Genomic DNA, 17948 nt, shown 5'->3' with positions numbered 1-17948 from the left:
ACCTCCTTCCCCCGCGCTTCTGCCACACCTAGACTGAGTTTCATGGTCCTGACGTGGCCATCCATCCCGCGGGGGTCCGAGATCAGCGCCCTCGCGCGGGATTCGACGCGCGGTATCGTCATCGTCGGCGCGGCTGGGGTGGGAAAGACCACCTTGGCGCAGAAGATCGTGTGCGAACGTGACTGCGAGGCAGTCTGGGTCGTCGGGACGGACTCGTTACGTGGCGTCCCGCTGGGTGCATTCGCTCCGGTGGTGAATATCGGTGCGGCACCCGATCCGGACATCGCACTCACGAGCGCTGTAATCGCACTCCAAGGATTCACGACAACCCTCGTCGTCGACGATGCGGACCGGCTCGATCCGCTGTCCACCACTCTGCTCCGAGGTCTGATCGACGATGGCGGTGTTCGACTCGTGGTGACGCTCGGCGGCGGTGGCCCAAGCCCGACCACCGCGTTTCTCGCCGACGGCGTCCTGCATCGAGTCGAACTCGACGCGTTCACTCGTGTCGAAGCGGTGCGGGTGATCGAAACTGCTCTCGGCGGGCCGATGGACGACGTCGGCGCGCAATGGTTGTGGAATATGTCGGAGGGAAACCCGCTCTACCTACGGCATCTCGTCGAAGGATCATGGAAGTCCGGCCTGTTCGAGCGGTCCGACGGCGTGTGGAGATTGCGATCGCGGCCCATTGTCAGCACTGAGCTGGCATCGCTGCTCGGGTCGCGGTTACGGAACGTGCCTCCCGACGTGCTCGACGTCCTCCGGCTGGTGGCTCTGGAAGAGGGCATCGACGTCGACGTCCTCCAGCGCGTTACGTCACCTGACGCCGTCGCTGCCGCACACTGCAGCGGACTTCTGCGGTTTCGCTCCGAGGGCCTGGGCTGCGTCACGACACTCAGCCATCCGATCCTGGGGGAGGTGCTGCGTGAGCAGACGGGCGTGCTGGCCGCCCGCGTACTGCGAGGACGGATTGTTCGCGCCCACCTTGCAAGTGAATTGCCGGGCGACACGTTGCGGCTGGCGACGCTCGCGCTCGACAGTGACGCCGAGATCGATGTCGCTCGAACGATCGAGGCGGCCGAATCCGCGCTCGACCTGTGTGAGTATGCGCTCGCCGAGCGCCTCGCCCAGGCGGCCCTGTCCCGAGGGGGCGGAATCAGAGCGGCCATGGTCGCGGCGCGGGCGATGACGTGGCAAGGACGGGTGAACGATGCCGACACGCTGCTCGCCGCCGTTAGTCCTGCGGAGATGTCCAAAGCCGAATCGCTCACGTGGGGGATGTGGCGTGCCACGGCCTTGTTTTTCGCCGACCGCGAGGCCGCCGCGCGGGAGAAACTGGCCGACATGCGTGCTCGCGTGACGGGCCGCCACGGACGGGATGTTGTCACATCCGTGGAGTTGACCTTCGACTTCTTCGCCAATGACGTGCCGCGATCGCTCGAGTTGACTCGAGCCCTCTTCGGGCCCGAAGGAGGTACACCGTCGGCTTTGGCGCTGGCAGCGTCCACCGGTGGCGCAGCGCTGGCACGGGCGGGCCGCACAGATCAGGTCCCGGGTGTCACCACGTGTGGTGCGGAGGCGGCGAAGGCGGTGGGATTCATGCTCGGGCACACGCAGATCGGTGTTGCCGAGGTGTTCGCCGCCACCGTATCAGGACAGCTCGACACCCTCGATTCGGTGCTTGAACGCTACGTGACGACCCGCCCGGGCAGATCGAACTGGGTGGTCGACATGTACATTCGCGGTCTTGCTCATCTCGCAGTGGGTCGAGCGGCCGACGCAGAGGATCAGTTCCGGCGCGGTCGGGCCGCGGCGATGGGCGGGGGACCCCCGATCTGGCTGACGTTGAGCCTAATCGGTTTGTGCCAAGCTCTGGGCATGCAGGAGCGGACCGATGATGCCACTGAAGCACTTGCTGCTGCGGAGTCGTCGTTCGGTGTCCACATGGCGTCGTTCGAACCCGACCTGTTGCTCGCACGCGCGTGGATGCTGGCGGCGCGTGGCGAGCAACGTGAGGCAATCGCGGCTGCGCGCAAGGCGGCGAGGCTGGCTCACGCCGGGTCGATGTTCGGTGTCGAGACGGTGGCGTTGCACACCTCGGTTCGATTCGGAGACCGATCTGCCACGGGCCGACTGCGGGCACTGACCCATTCGGTGGATGGTCCCTTGGTGCGCGTGGCTGCGGCTCAGGCGCACAGCTTCGGTGTGCGGGATGGTCATGGATTAGACCGCGTAGCAGCGAATCTCGAAAGGATGCATGCCTACCTGCTCGCAGCTGATGCGGCCGCGCAGGCTGCAATCGTGCATCGGCGGCATGGTGACGATGCCAGTCGACAGTTGTCGACGGCAGCAGCCCGTAGACTCGCCGGCCTGTGCCCAGGTGCGAGGACACCCGCGTTGCGTGCACTTGATAGTCCTTCGTGGCTGACACCTCGCGAAGTCGGCATCGCCTCGCTCGTCGTGATCGGTATGACCAACCGGGAGATCGCTCAACGATTGACCTTGTCGGTACGCACCGTCGAAGGTCACGTGTATCGGATGTCCACAAAACTCGGCGTCGACAATCGGAAATCGCTGGTGAGCAGACTCATGATCGGCCCCGACGCCTAGCGGCAGGTCCCCATCGCGACAGTCTCGGCCATCTCTTCGCGATCGCGCACATCGAGTTTCATCAGCACGTGGTAGACGTGTCCTTCGACCGTGCGTGCCGAAACCCCTAGTCGGTGAGCGATTTCCTTATTCGTGAGCTCGCCGGCTGCAAGTGCAGCGACGGCCCTTTCGCGGGGTGTCAGCGGGAACGGGGCCGCCGAGGCGAATATTGCGGGGGTCCAGGCGTCGTCACACTTCTGCGCCAGTGCGTAGGCCCGCGTGGATGCGCGAAGTTCGTCACGGCGATTACCGACATGACGGTATGCCCCCGCAGCGTGGGCGTACGCGTCCGCAGCCAGAAGATAGGCACCCAGGGATTCGAATTTCCTGGCAGCAGCAAGCAATCCATCACCGTCAGAGTCGGCGAGTGCGGACGCGTGGTCCACCATCGGACCGATCAGCAGCCCGTCGACGGCAGTCGAGAGTGCGCGCAGCTGAACGACCGAAGCGCTGTCCCCGAACCGGACGGCCGTATGCGCTGCCTCCGCGGCAACGGCGAGAAGGCCCGCCTCCTCGGCGTCGGCGGCAGCACGACGTGCCAAACCGATCGCGCGGCCGAGGTTACCGGAAGCGGCCGAGATCCAGGCTCGCGAGATCACAACGTCGGATCGGTAGAGATGTCGGTGTTCGCCCAACGACGTCTCGGCCTGCTCGAGCGCGCCAACTGCCTCCTGGGTCTGTCCCGAGACAGCGAGGACTCGGGCCAGGAGAAGGTGGGTGACGACCCGCCGTTCGGGACTGGATGTGTCGAGGACCGCTGCGGCTTCTGACAACCTCTTGTGTGCGTCACCGATTCGTCCCCGGGTCAAGCTGAGTTTCCCGACCAGCGAGCTGATGCCGAACCATGCGGCATCGTGGTGTCGCGCCAGCTCTAGGTAGCGGTCGGCAGCCAGTTCTGCCTCTGTGAATCGACCTGTGTAGATGAGCGCCGTGATATGCCCGTGGCCGATGGAGAACCGCAGCACAGCTGTGTCGGGTTGAGTGAGGTGGAGCGATTCATCGGCCAGGGAGGCCGCCTCGTCTCCGTGCCCCATCATCGCGAGACCCATGCAGCTCGCGCTCGCCGCCCACATTTTCGCGGCTGAGGGAGCGTTCGGAGCGTGGCGAACCCGAGCTGCGGCCTTCGTTGCGGCGACTACCCGGCCGGCCGAAACGTCGATGGCCGCGCGCGCCGCCTCTACACAGTGGCGTCCTGCTGGACTGGTGACATGTGCGTAGGCAGTTCTCAGGATCCTGTATGCGCTGGGGAGCGCGTCGAGGTTCCAGAACAGGTTTCCCGCCCTCAGCACTGCCCACCGGGTGTAGTCGGATTCCGGCCTGTTCACCGGATCGAGTGAGGCCAGGACTTGTTCCGCCTCGCCGCCTCGGTCCGTCCACGCCAGTGCGCCTGCGCGAAGGAGCTGAGCCCGAAAGCCGGCGCCCTCGGCCGAGGCCGCACGCGCGAGTTCTTCTGCGCTGGCGAAGGAGCAGAGCGCAGTCGCATCCGCGGCAGCCGCGGTGAGTGACTGCGGACTTCGATGATGGTCGGTACCGATGGAGAGTGCAGCAGCCCGAATTCGCGTGAGCGGCTCCCTGGCGTCCGCGCCGAGTAGCGTCGCGAGTTCTCCACGGATGCGGCGTGCCTCCGCACCATCCACCTGCTGTCGCACAACCTCCCCGAGGAAGGGCTGAGCCAGCCGAGCCACAACAATCCCGCCTTCTGTGCCGAAACGGACCAATCCGGTGCATTCGACCGCCAGCATCGACTCTGTGCTGGTCAGCGCCTCGAGAACTGCCACGTCTAGAGGTTCACCGAAGGCTACTACCGCCAGAGCCCGCTCGGCCGCCGCCGGTACTGCTGCACACAGGTGACGCAGATGCAGTGCGCATTCCTCGGTGATGGTCGGCTCGCCGCGCAGCTGCCAGATTCCGTTGCAGCAAATCAGGCGGCCGTCGGCCAACGAACCCTCCACCAGGTGACGGAGAAAGCGGGGATTTCCCTCCGATGCCGCCGCGATCCGCACCGAAGTCTTGCTGTCCACAGGGCCCCCGAGTGCGGCGACCAGGACAGTATCGATCTCGTCGAGGTTGAAGCAGCCCAGGGTGACTCGGGAGAATCCGCGGTCCTTCCAGAGTGCCGAAATCGCCTCGGGTACCGGATTTCCGGTCTGAAGTGTGATCACCAATGAGAGGGTGTGCGTGGTGGCAATTTGGTTCAGAATGTCGGCGGATAGCGGGTCGAGCAGGTGGGCATCATCCACCACGACGGTCCCGTCCCTATTTCCATCTGTGACCGTCCGGCAGATTTTCGACAAGGTCACTGCCACATCCCAGGCGTCGGGGCTGTCGATCACACGAGAGAAGGCCCCGAACGGAGTGCTACTCGTGGTCGCGTTGCCGGCCAGCCAGGTTGTCGGGCCGACACAAGACTTCAGGAATTCCGACAGAAGTGTCGTCTTTCCCGCGCCCGAGACGCCGTCGACGATCACTCCCCAGGGGCCGGTGGCGCAGCCTGTGGCCTCGGCGATCGCTTGTGCCTCCGCGCGCCTCTCGATCACCGGCCACGGCTGGTGCATACCAACGAGCCTAGTCGGTTTGTTTCAAGTCTGAAACTGTGCCGACCTCGGTGGAAGCCAAATCCGACGCAGCTAACTCACGTGAAAGTGATGGCGAGAAACGCGGAGATGTAGGCAAGCCCGAAGAGAATCGGGATCCACTGCTCGATATGGGACAGGGGCCAGTACCGGGACCGGTCGTTCCCCTCACCCAAGGCCCACCATTCAGCACGCCAGAACGGCGAGGCCGGGAGGCGTTCCTCGAGGGCGCCGACGACCTGATATTTCGCGCTGTTCAGGAGGCGGTAACTCCGAACCAGATAGAACCAGGCGAAACACTGACCGAGCACCGCGATCAGCGGAATCACCAGCCACCACGTCCTGTCCGGAAGTGGGATTTTTCCGAAGGCGGCGACGAGGGCGAAGATGCCGGTGTTGAGGCTCAGGAAAAACGAGTTCGTCAAGCCTCGTCGGGCGCTGACCCGGTCGGCCATCTCTACGTAGATCCGGTATTGATCGAGCACCGCGCTTTCATAAGGGATGGCTCGGCCATGAGGTCCCGTCTTGTCTTGCGGGTCGTTCCAGAGTCGGTGGCACAGCTCGGATCGGTGACCGTCGGCTTGCATCGTCTACCTCCTACCGGCATCGGCCGGATTGTGCGTGCCATCAGTTCCCGGGTGGGGTGTCGTCGGCGGGAATCGGAAGTCCGGGGCAGAGTTCGACATAGTCGATGTCGGGGGAAACCCACTCGCGCCACTGCCGGTGGCTCATATTCATCGTGAGCTTGCCGCATAAAGTGGCTGTCCAATCTGCAGGTGTAATGGCCCATTGCCAGATCTGGCCGTCGACACCGCCGGAGACCACAGACCCTCCGTCCGGGCTGAATGCCACACTGCGCACCGCATCCGTATGTCCACTCATGGGCGGGCCGATCGGCATGCCGGTGTCCGCATCCCACAGCCGTACCGAGCGGTCATAACCGGCGTAGGCGATGCGGCGGCTGTCCGGGGCGAAGGCCACGCTCGCAAGCGGACCCGCCTGCCCGTTCAGAGGTTCGCCGACCGGTTGCCGCGTCTCGGGGTCCCACAGCCGGATGGTGCCGTCGAGACCGCTGGAGACTATGCGCTGCCCATCCGGCGCGAATGCCACGGTCGTGACCTCACCCTGGTGTCCGGTCATCGGTTCGCCGATGGGTTGGCGAGTGTCGGGGTTCCACAGTCGGATGGTGCCGTCGCTGCCGCCAGAGGCGATGCGCCGCCCGTCCGGGGCAAACGCGACGCTCACCACTGCATCCCGGTGTCCCGTCATCGGTTCGCCGATGGGTTGGCGGGTGTCGGCGTCCCACAGTCGGATGGTGCCGTCGCTGCCGCCGGAGGCGATGCGCAGCCCGTTCGGCGCGAACGCCACGCTGAATACGTGGCCCTGGTGTCCGGTCATCGGTTCGCCGATGGGTTGGCGGGTATCCGCATCCCACAGTTGCACGGTGCCCGACTGGGCAGTCGTGCCGTCTGACGCTGGGGCGAAAGTGCCAGAGACGATGCGCCGCCCGTCCGGGGAAAACGACACGCTCATCACCACGCCTTGTTCGGCCGTCAGCTCGCCGATCGGCGAACCGGTATCCGCGTCCCACAACTTCAGGGTGCCGTCAGCACCGGCGGAGACGAAGCGCCGCCCGTCTGGGGCGAACGCGACGCTCATAACACTGCCTTGGCCGGCCGAACCGATTTCGACATCCCACACCCGCACCGTGCCTTCGTCGCCACCACCGGAGATGACCCGTTGGCCGTCAGGGCTGAATGTCACAAACAAGACCCAACTTTCGTGTCCCGTCAAAGGTTCGCCTATGGGTTCTTTGGTATCGGCGTCCCACAGCCGTACGGTGCCGTCGGCGCCGCCTGAGACGATCCGTGCCCCGTCGGGAGCGAAGGCCACACTCGCTACTGCACCCGCGTGTCCGGTCATGGGCTCCCCAATGGGTGCTTCGATGTCGGCATTCCACAGCCGTACGGTGCCGTCGGCACCACCTGAGACGATGCGCTGACCGTCTTGGGCGAACGCCACGCTCACGACCATGCCGTCATGCTCGGTCATGGGTGCGCCGATGGGTGCTCCGGTGTCTGCATCCCACACCCGGACGGCGCCGTGGACGGGTCCGCCGGAACCGACAACGAGTCGGCGCCCGTCCGGGGCGAATGCCACACTCACGACCATGCCGTCATGCTCGGTCATGGGTGCGCCGATGGGTGCTCCGGTATTCGCGTCCCATACCTGAACTGCACCGCGATTGACTAAACCGCTCGAAGTCACCTCACTCGAGCCAATGACGATCCGCCTTCCGTCCGGACTGAACTCCACGCTCGACACCTCGCCCAGGGCCACGGTCATCGGTGTGCCGAGTGGTGCTCCGGTGTCCGCATCCCACACCCGCACCGTGGTGGCACCGCCGGACGCGATGCGCCGCCCGTCCGGACTGAACCTCACAATGACCACCTCGCCCTGGTTTCCGGTCATGGGCGCGTCGATCGGCTTGCCGGTATCGGCTTCCCACAGCCGTACGGTGCCGTCGACACCGCCGGTGACGATGCGGCGCTCGTCCGACGAGAGCGCAATGTCCTTCACACCCGCTGCTGTGGTCTCGGCGATGTCGAGTAGTTCCTTCCGTGCGAGCACGGCGTCGAGCAAGGCAGCCTGCTCTGGTTCGGCGCCGATCGACTGCGCGGCCAATATCTGTTTCAGCGCGCGTGCGTCGCCACCGGGTCGGGCGCCGGCGAGCATGGACTGGGCTTCCGATACCAGCCGCACGGCAATCGCCTGGTTCCGCTGACGTATCGACTCCTGCCGTTGCACGAATGCGAGCGTCGCCGCGGCGACCGCGAGGACAGTCAACAGGACCAGACCGGTGATGGCGGCTCGCCGTAGGCGCCGGAAGCGTCGTTGTTCGCGTAGATCCTCACCGGCAAGTTCGTACTTGGGCTTGCCGTGGATGGGAGCGGCCAGATCGGTAATCTTTTCCCGGAACATCGGTGACGCGGGATCCCACGGCGCGTCCTCGGTGACGTCGACGTAGAAGGGCTCGGCGGCGAGAATCCCCGGCTGGGTCAAGACCGGCAGGGCAACATCCGACCGGTCCGGGTCGAACCGTCCGGATGCCTCGTCCCAGATCAGATGCCCGTCGGTAACGACGAACAGCAGCCGGTCCGGTCCATGCCGCTCGAGCCAGTGGGTGACCTCCTTGTTCACCCAGCCCGACGCGACCGAATGGGGCGACAGCACCACGATCAGGTACCGGGCGCGGCCCATCTCCTCGGTTACCCTGCCCCACAGGTCGGGACTGGCGATCAGATCGGTGGCATCGCGGAATACCCGCAAGGCATGCAGCTGTCCCATTCGACGGCCGATGCGGTGGAGACCCTTCTGGATGCCGGCGGCGACCGGTCGATCATCGTGGGCGTAGGAGATGAAGGCGTCGTATTCGAACCGCTCTTCTTCCCCGCGGGTCTGCCGCTGCCGCGGAGCCTGCGCAGCCTGAGCACACATGGGTGATTCCTCCGCTCTCGAGCCGGTGCCGAGTCACGTGGACGGGACTATTTTGAGCCTGGCGTAAACGAGCCCGGATATCGCGAGTAGTCGACTACTCGGCTTTTCGCGGAGTGCTTGCCGCTGGTGAGTTTCGCCAGGTTGTGACCCAGCAGGATCTGGATCGGCGCAGTTGCGGTGCCCTGAATCCACAGTGGGGAGCGAGCACCGACCGCATTCATCCTCGGCGGCGTTTGGCGCGGGCGGCGAATTTGTCGAGGACGCGGACGACGTCCTTGGCTTGCCAGATCCGGTTGCGTCGTCCGTCGGTGATTTGGGTGAGTATTCCGGCGTCACTTCGTCTGGATCGTGGATCGATCGCGATGGCCGCCACGGAGCGAACGCTGCGGACAAGGCACGGTCCAACCCCGCGACCCGGACGGACTCGCGCAGCAGCAGCGCTCCCGACGACGAGATCAACGACTCGCGGCCGCGGTCGAGAACCAGACTCGGATAGGGGTTGGTGAAACTCCGCGGAAATAGGCGTCGCCCAGACGATGAAGCGCCTATGTGACGCTGATCTCTCAACAGGAGAGAGTCGATTAGGCCTGCTAAGTTTCCCTGTATGCGGAGTGAGCGCTCCGGTTGTTGTAGGGAGAATCTATGGAAACCGCTTCACGGCGGGCGCATTATCAGCTGACGTTTGCGGTTCTGACTGTTGGGGTCGGTGCCTTTGCCCTGCTGCAGTCACTGGTGATGCCGGTGTTGCCGACCCTCGAGTCGGCGCTGGGTACGACACAGGCCGACATCACGTGGGTGTTGACTGCCTACCTGTTGTCGGCGTCGATCTTCACTCCGGTGATGGGACGCCTCGGTGACATGCACGGCAAGAAGCGTGTGTTCGTGGTTGCCCTTGTTGCGCTGGCGGTGGGGTCTGTGCTGGCGGCCCTGGCCACGTCGCTGTCGGTGATGATCGCGGCTCGGGTGATACAGGGGATCGGTGGCGGGGTGTTGCCGTTGGCGTTCGGGATCATCCGTGACGAGTTCCCGGAGGAGAAGGTGGTGGGAGCGGTTGGCATGATCGCCGCGCTCACTGCTGTCGGCGCCGGTCTCGGCATCGTCCTTGCTGGTCCGATAGTAACCGTGCTGGGTTACCACTGGCTGTTCTGGATTCCGCTGATCATGGTCGTGCTGGCGGGGGTGGCCGCGCAGATCCTGGTCCCCGAATCCCGTGTTCGCACTGCCGGGAAGATCAACTGGCTCACCGCACTGCTGCTGTCGGGGTGGCTGGTCGCGTTGTTGCTCGGGGTGAGTCAGGCACCCGCGTGGGGTTGGGGTTCTCCGATCGTCATCGGGCTGCTGGTGGCTGCCGCGGTCATCGTGGCGGTCTGGGTGACGGTGGAATCGCGGTCGGCCAATCCGCTGATCGACATGAAGATGATGCGGATCCGCAGCGTGTGGGCCGCCAACCTGTTGGCGCTGTTGATGGGGGTCGGCATGTACGCCGCGTTCGGCTTCCTCCCGCAATTTCTGCAGACACCCACGTCGGCCGGATACGGCTTCGGTGCCTCGGTCACCGAGTCGGGTCTGATGCTGCTGCCGGTGAGCGTGGGCATGTTCGCGCTCGGACTCGCCTCCGGCCGCCTGGCGGCGCGACTGGGTTCGAAAAACCTGCTGATCGCCGGGTCGATCGTCAGTGCGGCCGGGTACTTCGTGGTGGCGTTTCAGCACGACACCGAAGTGGACATCTACCTCGCCATGTCGTTGGTCGGTATCGGTTTCGGCCTGGCCTTCTCAGCGATGTCGAATGTTGTCGTCGCCGCGGTGCCACCGGAACAGACCGGTGTCGCGAGCGGCATGAACGCGAACATCCGCACAATCGGCGGCGCACTGGGGGCGGCCTGCATGGCCACCGTTGTCACCGCCGGGGCGTCCTCGTCGGGGGTTCCGCAGGAATCCGGCTACACAAACGGATTCCTCATGCTGGGTGTGGCAGTTGGTCTCGGTGCCGTCGCGGCCCTGTTCATCCCGGCAATGCAGCGGAACACGACCACCAATCTCGAGCAGTCGCCCGGGTTGCGACACCCGGAGCTCGCGATGGTCGCGGGAGGCACGCTGGTGGGCGACGAATCCGAATGAGGTCCGATGTGAGCGTTCAGGAGACCGGCAAGGCGCTGCGCCGCGACGCCGCGGAGAACCGACAACGGCTCCTCGATGCGGCGGCGACCGTGTTCAGTGCGCGCGGCCTCGATGTCGGTGTCGACGAGATCGCCCGGGTTGCCGGCGTCGGCGTCGGCACCCTCTATCGCCGGTTCCCCACCAAGGATGCGTTGATCAGTGAACTGGTTCGTCAGGTGCTCGAGGACTTCGTCGCCCTGGCCCGGGAGGCCAGTTCCGCGCCGGAGGGCGAGGGTCTGGAGCAGCTGCTCTACGGCAGCGGTGCCATTCTGGCGTCGAACCGCGGATGCCTGTCGCGTATGTGGAACGACGACGAGACCACAGTTCTCAAGAATGAATATCGTCGGATCCTGATCGAGTTGCTGGCGCAGGCCAAGCGGCACGGGCGCATCCGCGAGGATGCCACGGACGCGGACCTGGAGTTGATCCTGTGGTCGCTACGCGGTGTCGTCGCGACGACCCGCGGCGTCACCGACACGGGGTGGCGGAGAATCCTGGCCGTGATGGTCGCCGGATTGCGGCCCGGCGCAGAGACACTCGAAGTGCCGCCGATGGACTCCGAGCACGTCGCGCACATCAAGGAACTGCTCGATACTCGATAACGGCTGCGTCCGGTCCCGGCCGGGGTGCGCGGCGAAATCTTTTGTCGCAACGAATGCGAGGTGAATCACTGTTCTTCGCGTGGTGCACCATGGTGGAAAATTCTCGACTCGACGATGTTGGTGAGGAAGTTTGATGAATCCCGTAGTCACACAACCCGAATTCCGTGGTGCCGGTGTCACCCTTGCCGCCGACCGGTGGGATCCACCGACGGCTGATGCCGGTGGATCAGGCGTCGACAGGAAGGGCTTGGTCCTGTTGTTGCACGGCGGCGGGCAGACCCGGCATTCCTGGCGGAACACCGGGCGCAGCCTCGCGGCGGACGGGTGGTCCGCGATCGCGGTGGACGCACGTGGGCATGGAGACAGCCAATGGGCGCCGGACGGGGACTACGGCATCGATGCGCTGGTCGCCGACCTGACCTCGATCATCGGCGAGCTGGGGGAGAAGCCGGTACTCGTCGGTGCCTCGATGGGCGGGATGACGTCGTTGATCGGGCAAGGCGAGAACCCGGATCTCGCGCGCGGTCTGGTTCTGGTCGATATCGCACCGAAGGTGGAAACGGCCGGCACCGCGGAAATCATGGACTTCATGCGCAGCGGCCTCGATGGATTCGGCAGCCTCGACGACGCCGCAGCGGCGATCGCGGCGTATACACCGAACCGGGTTCGCAAGCCCAACCCGCAAGGGTTGCGCAAGAACCTTCGCCTGCGTGATGGTCGCTGGTATTGGCACTGGGATCCGGCGTTCCTACGCCAGGGTGACGAACCCACTCGCCAAGCCGACTCGATCGTGCGCTACGAACGCGCCCGGGATGCCGCCGCCGCGATCACCGTGCCCACGATGCTCGTGCGTGGCAAGCAATCCAATGTCGTCAGTGAAGAAGGCGCCAAGGAACTACTCGAGCTGATCCCGACCGCCACACTGATCGACGTTGCCGGGGCCGGTCATATGGTTGCCGGCGACGACAATGATGTCTTCAGTGGGGGATTGAAGGAATTTCTCGACGAGGACGTTGCCGCATCGCGTCACTGATAGAAAATGCAGCGGCCACGGTGGGGATTTAAGGTGCGCCAGCACGGTCCGCTGCACAAGAGTCGGGGGCGTCGTCAGGACTGTTCGGTTCACGAACTCGCGCGGCGTTGGGGCACGCCCACAACGCGGTACCTGTGGCACACAGCCCAGCGTGGCAATTGGGTGGTGTGTTCGTGCGAGTGCGTCGAGTTGCCAGTCACCGGCGGAGTGAGCACCCACCGCATTCATCCTCGGCGGCGTTTGGCGCGGGCGGCGAATTCGTCGAGGACGCGGACGACGTCCTTGGCTTGCCAGATCCGGTTGCGTCGTCCGTCGGTGATTTGGGTGAGTATTCCGGCGTCGACCAGGCGGTCGATCGCGATTTGCGCGTTGGCGCCGGTGACCCCCAGCGTGGAAGTGACGAGCTTGCTGTCGACGACCGGTTGGCGCAGGAGGAGGTCGGCGAGGCGGTGTACCGCCGCGTCTCGTCGCGCCGTCACCCGGGTGCGCCAGTCGGCTCGAACCGATTCCAGGTCCCGGACGAGGGTGCGGCCGTTGGCGACGGCGGCGAACGATGCTTCCGCGATCGACTGCACGATCGGCTCGAGGTTGCCCGACCGGTACTCGCCGAGGGCGTGGAAATAGGTGGCGGTGTCGTGCAGCAGGCCGGCGGACACCGGTACGGCGACGCTGCGGGTGAGCTGCCCGCCGCGCAGCATCGCCTGGATCAGGGCGCGACCGACGCGCCCGTTGCCGTCAGGGAACGGGTGGATGGTTTCGAACTGTGCGTGTGCGACCGCTATTTGGGCGACCACGGGTACGTCGACCCGGTTGGCGAAGGCGATCAGGTCGTCGATCAGTTCGGGAACGCGGTCGTGATGTGGGGGGACGAATTGTGCGGTGTGTGGTCCGAGGCTTCCGCCGCCGATCCAGACCTGCTGTTGCCGCCATCGGCCGGCGGTGTTCGGATCGCCGTGTTCGAGCAGTGCCCGGTGCATTTGCAGGATCGCGTCGGCGTCGATGCGGTCGGACAACTCCAATGCGGCCTGCATGGCCCGGACGTTTCCGACGATCAGGCGGGCGTTGCGGGAGGTGTGCTCGCCGAGTTCGGCCAGCGCGATCTGGCGTGCCCCGCTGGTGAGGTTCTCGATCTCCGAGCTCGATGCACTCTCGGTGCGCAGCAGAATGGATGCGAACGGAGCGGTGATGTGGCCGACCTCGGCGTCGAAGCGGGTGAGTTCGGTCGCCGCTTCCTCCGTCAGCGCCTGCAGTTCGCCGGTCAGTGAGATGGTCCGGTTCGCGATGAATGGCGGTACCGCCGCGCGGTAGGGGCCGGCGGTGAGGCGACGTTCGCGTCGAGATCCGTAGTCGCCGGTGGTGCTGACCCAGGGATGGTCCTCGTCGGCGACGGGCGGCCATCGCTGTCCGTCATCAACCGATGTCATACCCGGACCATACTATTGGTTACCAATTTATCCAATGGTATGGGTGGTGTACGCGGTGAGAAACGGATCATGATGAACAGGCGTAAACCGCTGGGTGTTCGCCAGGTTGTGACCCAGCGGGATCAGAGCGTCCTTGCTAGCGTGACCGCGTGAGAGCTCGTGAGGAATCAGCTGTGCCGCTCGAGCGGTGCACGGCCGGCCTCACGCGGTACGACGAGTACGCGGTAACCATTCCGGCATCCGGTGACCGCGCGCTCGTCCTGGTGCCGCAGGGAGTGGCACCGTCTGCAGCCGTCTACTACCTTCACGGACGCACGGCCGATGAAACGTCGATCGATGAACGGGCCGGCGTACGCGACGGTCTGCTCGACGGCGGGTTTCTCGTCGTCAGCCCCTACCTGCACGGCGATCTGTGGGGAAACCGAGATGCCCAGGACGCGTTGGGTGCCCTCCACGACTGGGTGTCGTGCCGGTGGCCGCTCTCGCGCCGGTTCCTGATCGGCGAGTCGATGGGCGCCACCACCGCCGCCAACGCGATCCGCCTGCGGGAAATGCAGTGGGAGGGAGCTGTATTGGTCGCTCCGTCATTGTCGATGCGAGCGGTCTGGGAGCGGGGAGAGCACGGCCGCGTCACCCTCGCGGCTGCGTACGGGCTGTCGGCCGACGGGCACGACCTGGAGTCGAAGACTGAAGCATGGGATGTCGTCCGCCACGAGCCGGACGCCTATGCGGGCGTGCCGATCCGCGTGTACGCGTCGCCGGAGGATGCGGTGGCGAACATCGCCGAAGTGACCGGGCCGTGGGTGCAACGGCTGCGCGCCGCGTCGATGGCCGCGGAGTTGATCGTCGTGGGCGGCGAACACGTGTCGCCCGACCACTTCCGCGTCGACGACATCGTGGCCTTCTTCACGAATCAGTCGTGAGCATGCGATAGCGCTATGACCGTTGGCCGATCCCAGGCGGCTAGGTCGCGAGTCCGAACACCTCAGCTTCGACCAACGCGGTCAACGCTGCTTCGCCGACCGGCTCTGTGGGTTGCATCGGAACGACCGCGACCCGCGGGTGCGCGACCACATCGATTTCCGATTGCTCCGCCGCAGCCCGCCGCCGGAGCAGGTCGGACATCGGTTGTGCGGCGGCAAGGGAGTTGTTGATTATCCACGCCCACGGCGTGATTCCTGCGCGTTGCAGGTCGGCTTGCAAGTCTTCGGCCTCGAGCCGCGGGACGGTTTCGGCGAGGGTAACCAGCAGGATCTTCGTCTCCTCCGGGTTTTGCAGCCGCATCAAGGGAGTCGTGAAATTCGTGCTGTCACCCATCTGGCGGGCGATCTCCCGGTGGTAGGACCCGGTGGCGTCGAGGAGTAGCAGGGTGTGCCCGGTGGGGGCGGTGTCGACGACGACGAACTTGCGGCGAGATTCGTGGATGACCCGGGAGAATGCTTGGAAGACGGCGACTTCCTCGGTGCACGGGGAGGCTAGGTCCTCGGCGAGGGTGGCGCGGCCCTGCTCGTCGAGGGCGGCGCCTTTGGTGGCCAGCACTCGATCCCGATACTGCGCGGTGGCCTCGGACGGATCGATCCGAGACACCTCGAGGCCCGCGAGGTGTCCGTCGAGGGTGTCGGTCAGATGGGCAGCCGGATCGGTGGTGGTCAGGTGCACCTCATGTCCTCGCTGCGCCAGGGCGACAGCGATCGCGGCGGCGAGGGTGGTCTTGCCGACCCCGCCCTTGCCCATGCACATGATCAGCCCGTGATCGGCTTCAGCGAGTTCGTCGATGAGGGCGGACAGCGGCGCCTGCGGCACCGATGTTGCTTCTGCTGCGATGGCCTGCGGTGTGGCCGCGGGGTTCGCCGTGAACAGGCTCTCGAGTGCGCTGATGCCGACCATGTTGGTGGGCTTGAGCTGGACCTGATCGGACGGCAGAGCGCACAGCTCACGGGGAAGATCATCGAGGGCGGCCTGTTCGCGCCGGTAGATCGCTGCAGAGAGCTCGTCCCCGTTCTCGGGAGCGGGGAGGACACCGTTGATCACGACGTACTGGTGGATTAGCCCGATGTCGGCGAGTTCGGTATGGGTGCGGGCGATTTCGGCGAGCGGGGACCGCTGCGCCCGGGCGACCAGAACCAGCCGGGTGCGCTGCGGGTCGGCGAGGGCGGCGACCGCGTCCGCGTAGATGCTGCGTTGCTTTTCGAGCCCGGACATCGGGCCCAGGCAGGAGGCATCGCCTTTTCCGTCGTTCAGGAAGTCGGTCCACGATCCGGGCAGTTGCAGAAGCCGGATGGTGTGCCCGGTGGGTGCAGTGTCGAAGAGCACGTGGTCGAAGTCGGCGACGGCGTCGTGGTCGGTGAGCAGGGCGGTGAACTCGTTGAACGAAGCGATCTCGGTGGTGCACGAACCCGACAGCTGCTCGGTGATCGACGCCAATTCCTTCTCCGGCAACAACCCCCGCACGGGTCCGATGATGCGTTCGCGGTAGGCGTCGGCGGCCTGCTCGGGGTCGATCTCGAGCGCGGACAATCCGGGCACGGTGAGAACCTCGGTGATGGTGTTGCCGATAGTCAGCCCGGACACTTGCCCGACATTCGACGCCGGGTCGGTGCTCACCAACAGGACCTTGCGTCCGGCGCGGGCGAGGTGAATCGCGGCGGCGCAGGCGATGGAGGTCTTTCCGACCCCGCCCTTACCGGTGAAGAACAGGAAGCGGGGCGGGGTGTCGAGAAACTTCATAACAGGCAGAGCCTTTCAGCAGCAGCTGGTGCTGTCGTCCTCTGGGGCGCAGCAGGATCCGGCGTCGGTGAGCCCGAGCATGGCAATCCCGGCCGGTGCCGCAGAAGGGCTTTCAGTGTCGAGCCCGGCCCACTTGGCGAGTTGGATGCGGTCGGGGTAACGGCCGGTCTGCGCGGTGACCCCGTCGACGAGCACCAGCGGTAGACCCTCGGATCCGGAAACCTGCAGGAACGCCTTCACCGGTTCCCGCTCGGCGAATGCGAGGGGTTCGCTGGCGAGGTTGAACCGGGCGATGTCTCCGCCCTGGGAGCGGACCCAGTCCATGTCGGCGGAGAAGGTGACCAACGCCTGGTCGACGTCGTCGCCGCAGACGCCGGTATTGCAGCACAGGGCGGGTTCGAAAATTTCGATGGTGCTCACGAGCAGGTTCTCCTCGGGTATCAGGGCCGGGTGGTACGGAGTTGGGCGGCGAGCTGATCGACGCGGGCGGCAATGTCGTCGCGGATCAGGTGCATCCGCTCGATCCCGTCGATGCCGCGGTCGGCCGGCTCATCTGTGTCCCAGTTCTCGAACCGGGTCCCGTCCACGGGGGCGACGTGGGCTTCGCGGCCGAGGGTGACCACCACATCGACGTCTCGAACCACCTGCGGATCAACGGATCTCGGCGTTTCGCCCGTGATGTCGACACCGACCTCGAGCAGGGACTGCGCGGACAGGGCGTTGACGGCGGTGCCGGGTTTGGTTCCGGCGGAGTACACGTCGACGCCGTTGCCGGTGACTTTTCGCATCAGCCCGGCTGCCATCTGGGATTTGCCGCCGTTCTTCACGCACACGAACAACACGGAGGGTTTCGTCATCGGTCTGTCCCCGTCTCAGGCGGTGGCGGGAACGAGTTCGGCGATCAGCGCCTCGACCCGGGAGCGGATGTCGTCGCGGATCGGACGGACCGCCTCGACGCCCTTGCCGGCCGGGTCCTCGAGGGCCCAGTCGCGGTAGCTGACCCCGGGGAAGACGGGGCAGGCGTCGCCGCAGCCCATGGTGATGACCACGTCGGAGGTGTGGACGGCGTCGGGGGTGAGGATCTTCGGGGACTGGCCGGAGATGTCGATGCCGATCTCGGCCATCGCCTCCACGGCGGCGGAGTTGATAGTCTCGGCCGGGGCGGATCCGGCGGAGCGGACCTCGATCCGATCGCCGGCGAGGTGGGCGAGGAATCCGGCGGCCATCTGGGAGCGGCCGGCGTTGTGGACGCAGACGAACAACACGCTGGGTCGGGAAGCCATGC

Annotated in this window: 14 protein-coding genes; 5 read left to right on the top strand and 9 right to left on the bottom strand. The window is 65.6% G+C overall.

Going from position 1 to position 17948, the window contains the following annotated elements:
• Positions 1 to 42 precede the first annotated feature (42 nt).
• A complete protein-coding gene (locus R4P95_RS17165) occupies positions 43 to 2610 on the top strand; it encodes a LuxR C-terminal-related transcriptional regulator (protein WP_317745824.1) in 2568 nt (855 codons plus the stop codon).
• Here the strand turns inward: R4P95_RS17165 and R4P95_RS17160 are convergent.
• From R4P95_RS17160 to R4P95_RS17145, 4 genes are all read right to left on the bottom strand, one after another.
• The gene (locus tag R4P95_RS17160; RefSeq protein ID WP_317745825.1) at positions 2607 to 5204 is read right to left on the bottom strand and encodes a LuxR C-terminal-related transcriptional regulator; all 2598 of its coding nucleotides are present in this window, start codon (positions 5202 to 5204) and stop codon (positions 2607 to 2609) included. The genes R4P95_RS17165 and R4P95_RS17160 overlap by 4 nt on opposite strands.
• Positions 5205 to 5281: 77 nt before the next feature.
• Positions 5282 to 5707, bottom strand: coding sequence for a hypothetical protein (locus tag R4P95_RS17155; RefSeq protein WP_249354381.1), 426 nt, complete (start codon positions 5705 to 5707; stop codon positions 5282 to 5284).
• A gap of 142 nt (positions 5708 to 5849) precedes the next feature.
• A complete protein-coding gene (locus tag R4P95_RS17150; protein WP_317745826.1) occupies positions 5850 to 8720 on the bottom strand; it encodes a TIR domain-containing protein in 2871 nt (956 codons plus the stop codon).
• A gap of 217 nt (positions 8721 to 8937) precedes the next feature.
• The gene (locus tag R4P95_RS17145) at positions 8938 to 9093 is read right to left on the bottom strand and encodes a hypothetical protein (RefSeq protein ID WP_317745827.1); all 156 of its coding nucleotides are present in this window, start codon (positions 9091 to 9093) and stop codon (positions 8938 to 8940) included.
• A 269-nt stretch (positions 9094 to 9362) separates the two neighbouring features.
• Between R4P95_RS17145 and R4P95_RS17140 the strand changes: the two genes are divergently transcribed.
• The 3 genes from R4P95_RS17140 to R4P95_RS17130 all read left to right on the top strand — a co-directional run bounded on the left by R4P95_RS17140 (position 9363) and on the right by R4P95_RS17130 (position 12512).
• Positions 9363 to 10838, top strand: coding sequence for an MFS transporter (locus R4P95_RS17140; RefSeq protein WP_317745828.1), 1476 nt, complete (start codon positions 9363 to 9365; stop codon positions 10836 to 10838).
• Entirely contained in the window at positions 10835 to 11479 is a 645-nt protein-coding gene (locus tag R4P95_RS17135; RefSeq protein WP_317745829.1) for a TetR/AcrR family transcriptional regulator, read from the top strand. Before R4P95_RS17140 ends, R4P95_RS17135 begins: the two co-directional genes overlap by 4 nt.
• 133 nt (positions 11480 to 11612) lie before the next feature.
• The gene (locus R4P95_RS17130; RefSeq protein WP_317745830.1) at positions 11613 to 12512 is read left to right on the top strand and encodes an alpha/beta hydrolase; all 900 of its coding nucleotides are present in this window, start codon (positions 11613 to 11615) and stop codon (positions 12510 to 12512) included.
• 224 nt (positions 12513 to 12736) lie between these two features.
• On the opposite strand, the gene R4P95_RS17125 is transcribed toward R4P95_RS17130, so the two are convergent.
• On the bottom strand, positions 12737 to 13936 hold the full coding sequence (locus tag R4P95_RS17125; RefSeq protein WP_317745831.1) for a Fic family protein: 1200 nt from the start codon (positions 13934 to 13936) through the stop codon (positions 12737 to 12739).
• Between the two features lie 149 nt (positions 13937 to 14085).
• On the opposite strand from R4P95_RS17125, the gene R4P95_RS17120 reads away from it, so the two are divergent.
• Positions 14086 to 14859 (top strand): alpha/beta hydrolase family protein, encoded by a 774-nt coding sequence (locus tag R4P95_RS17120; protein ID WP_213576524.1) that lies wholly within the window; start codon positions 14086 to 14088, stop codon positions 14857 to 14859.
• A 40-nt stretch (positions 14860 to 14899) separates the two neighbouring features.
• On the opposite strand, the gene arsA is transcribed toward R4P95_RS17120, so the two are convergent.
• From arsA to R4P95_RS17100, 4 genes are read right to left on the bottom strand one after another with little or no spacing between them, the layout of a single operon-like run.
• Positions 14900 to 16663 (bottom strand): arsenical pump-driving ATPase, encoded by a 1764-nt coding sequence (arsA, locus tag R4P95_RS17115; RefSeq protein WP_317745832.1) that lies wholly within the window; start codon positions 16661 to 16663, stop codon positions 14900 to 14902.
• A 15-nt stretch (positions 16664 to 16678) separates the two neighbouring features.
• Positions 16679 to 17083, bottom strand: coding sequence for an arsenite efflux transporter metallochaperone ArsD (gene arsD / locus R4P95_RS17110; protein ID WP_317745833.1), 405 nt, complete (start codon positions 17081 to 17083; stop codon positions 16679 to 16681).
• A gap of 20 nt (positions 17084 to 17103) precedes the next feature.
• Positions 17104 to 17520, bottom strand: coding sequence for a low molecular weight phosphatase family protein (locus R4P95_RS17105; RefSeq protein WP_317745834.1), 417 nt, complete (start codon positions 17518 to 17520; stop codon positions 17104 to 17106).
• Positions 17521 to 17535: 15 nt separating this feature from the next.
• Positions 17536 to 17946 (bottom strand): arsenate reductase ArsC, encoded by a 411-nt coding sequence (locus tag R4P95_RS17100; RefSeq protein ID WP_317745835.1) that lies wholly within the window; start codon positions 17944 to 17946, stop codon positions 17536 to 17538.
• Between the last annotated feature and the right edge of the window lie 2 nt (positions 17947 to 17948).

It is taken from the genome of Rhodococcus sp. IEGM 27 (assembly GCF_033142305.1).
GTDB classification, from domain to species: domain Bacteria; phylum Actinomycetota; class Actinomycetes; order Mycobacteriales; family Mycobacteriaceae; genus Rhodococcus_F; species Rhodococcus_F oxybenzonivorans.
This window is presented reverse-complemented; position numbering and strand designations above follow the sequence as displayed.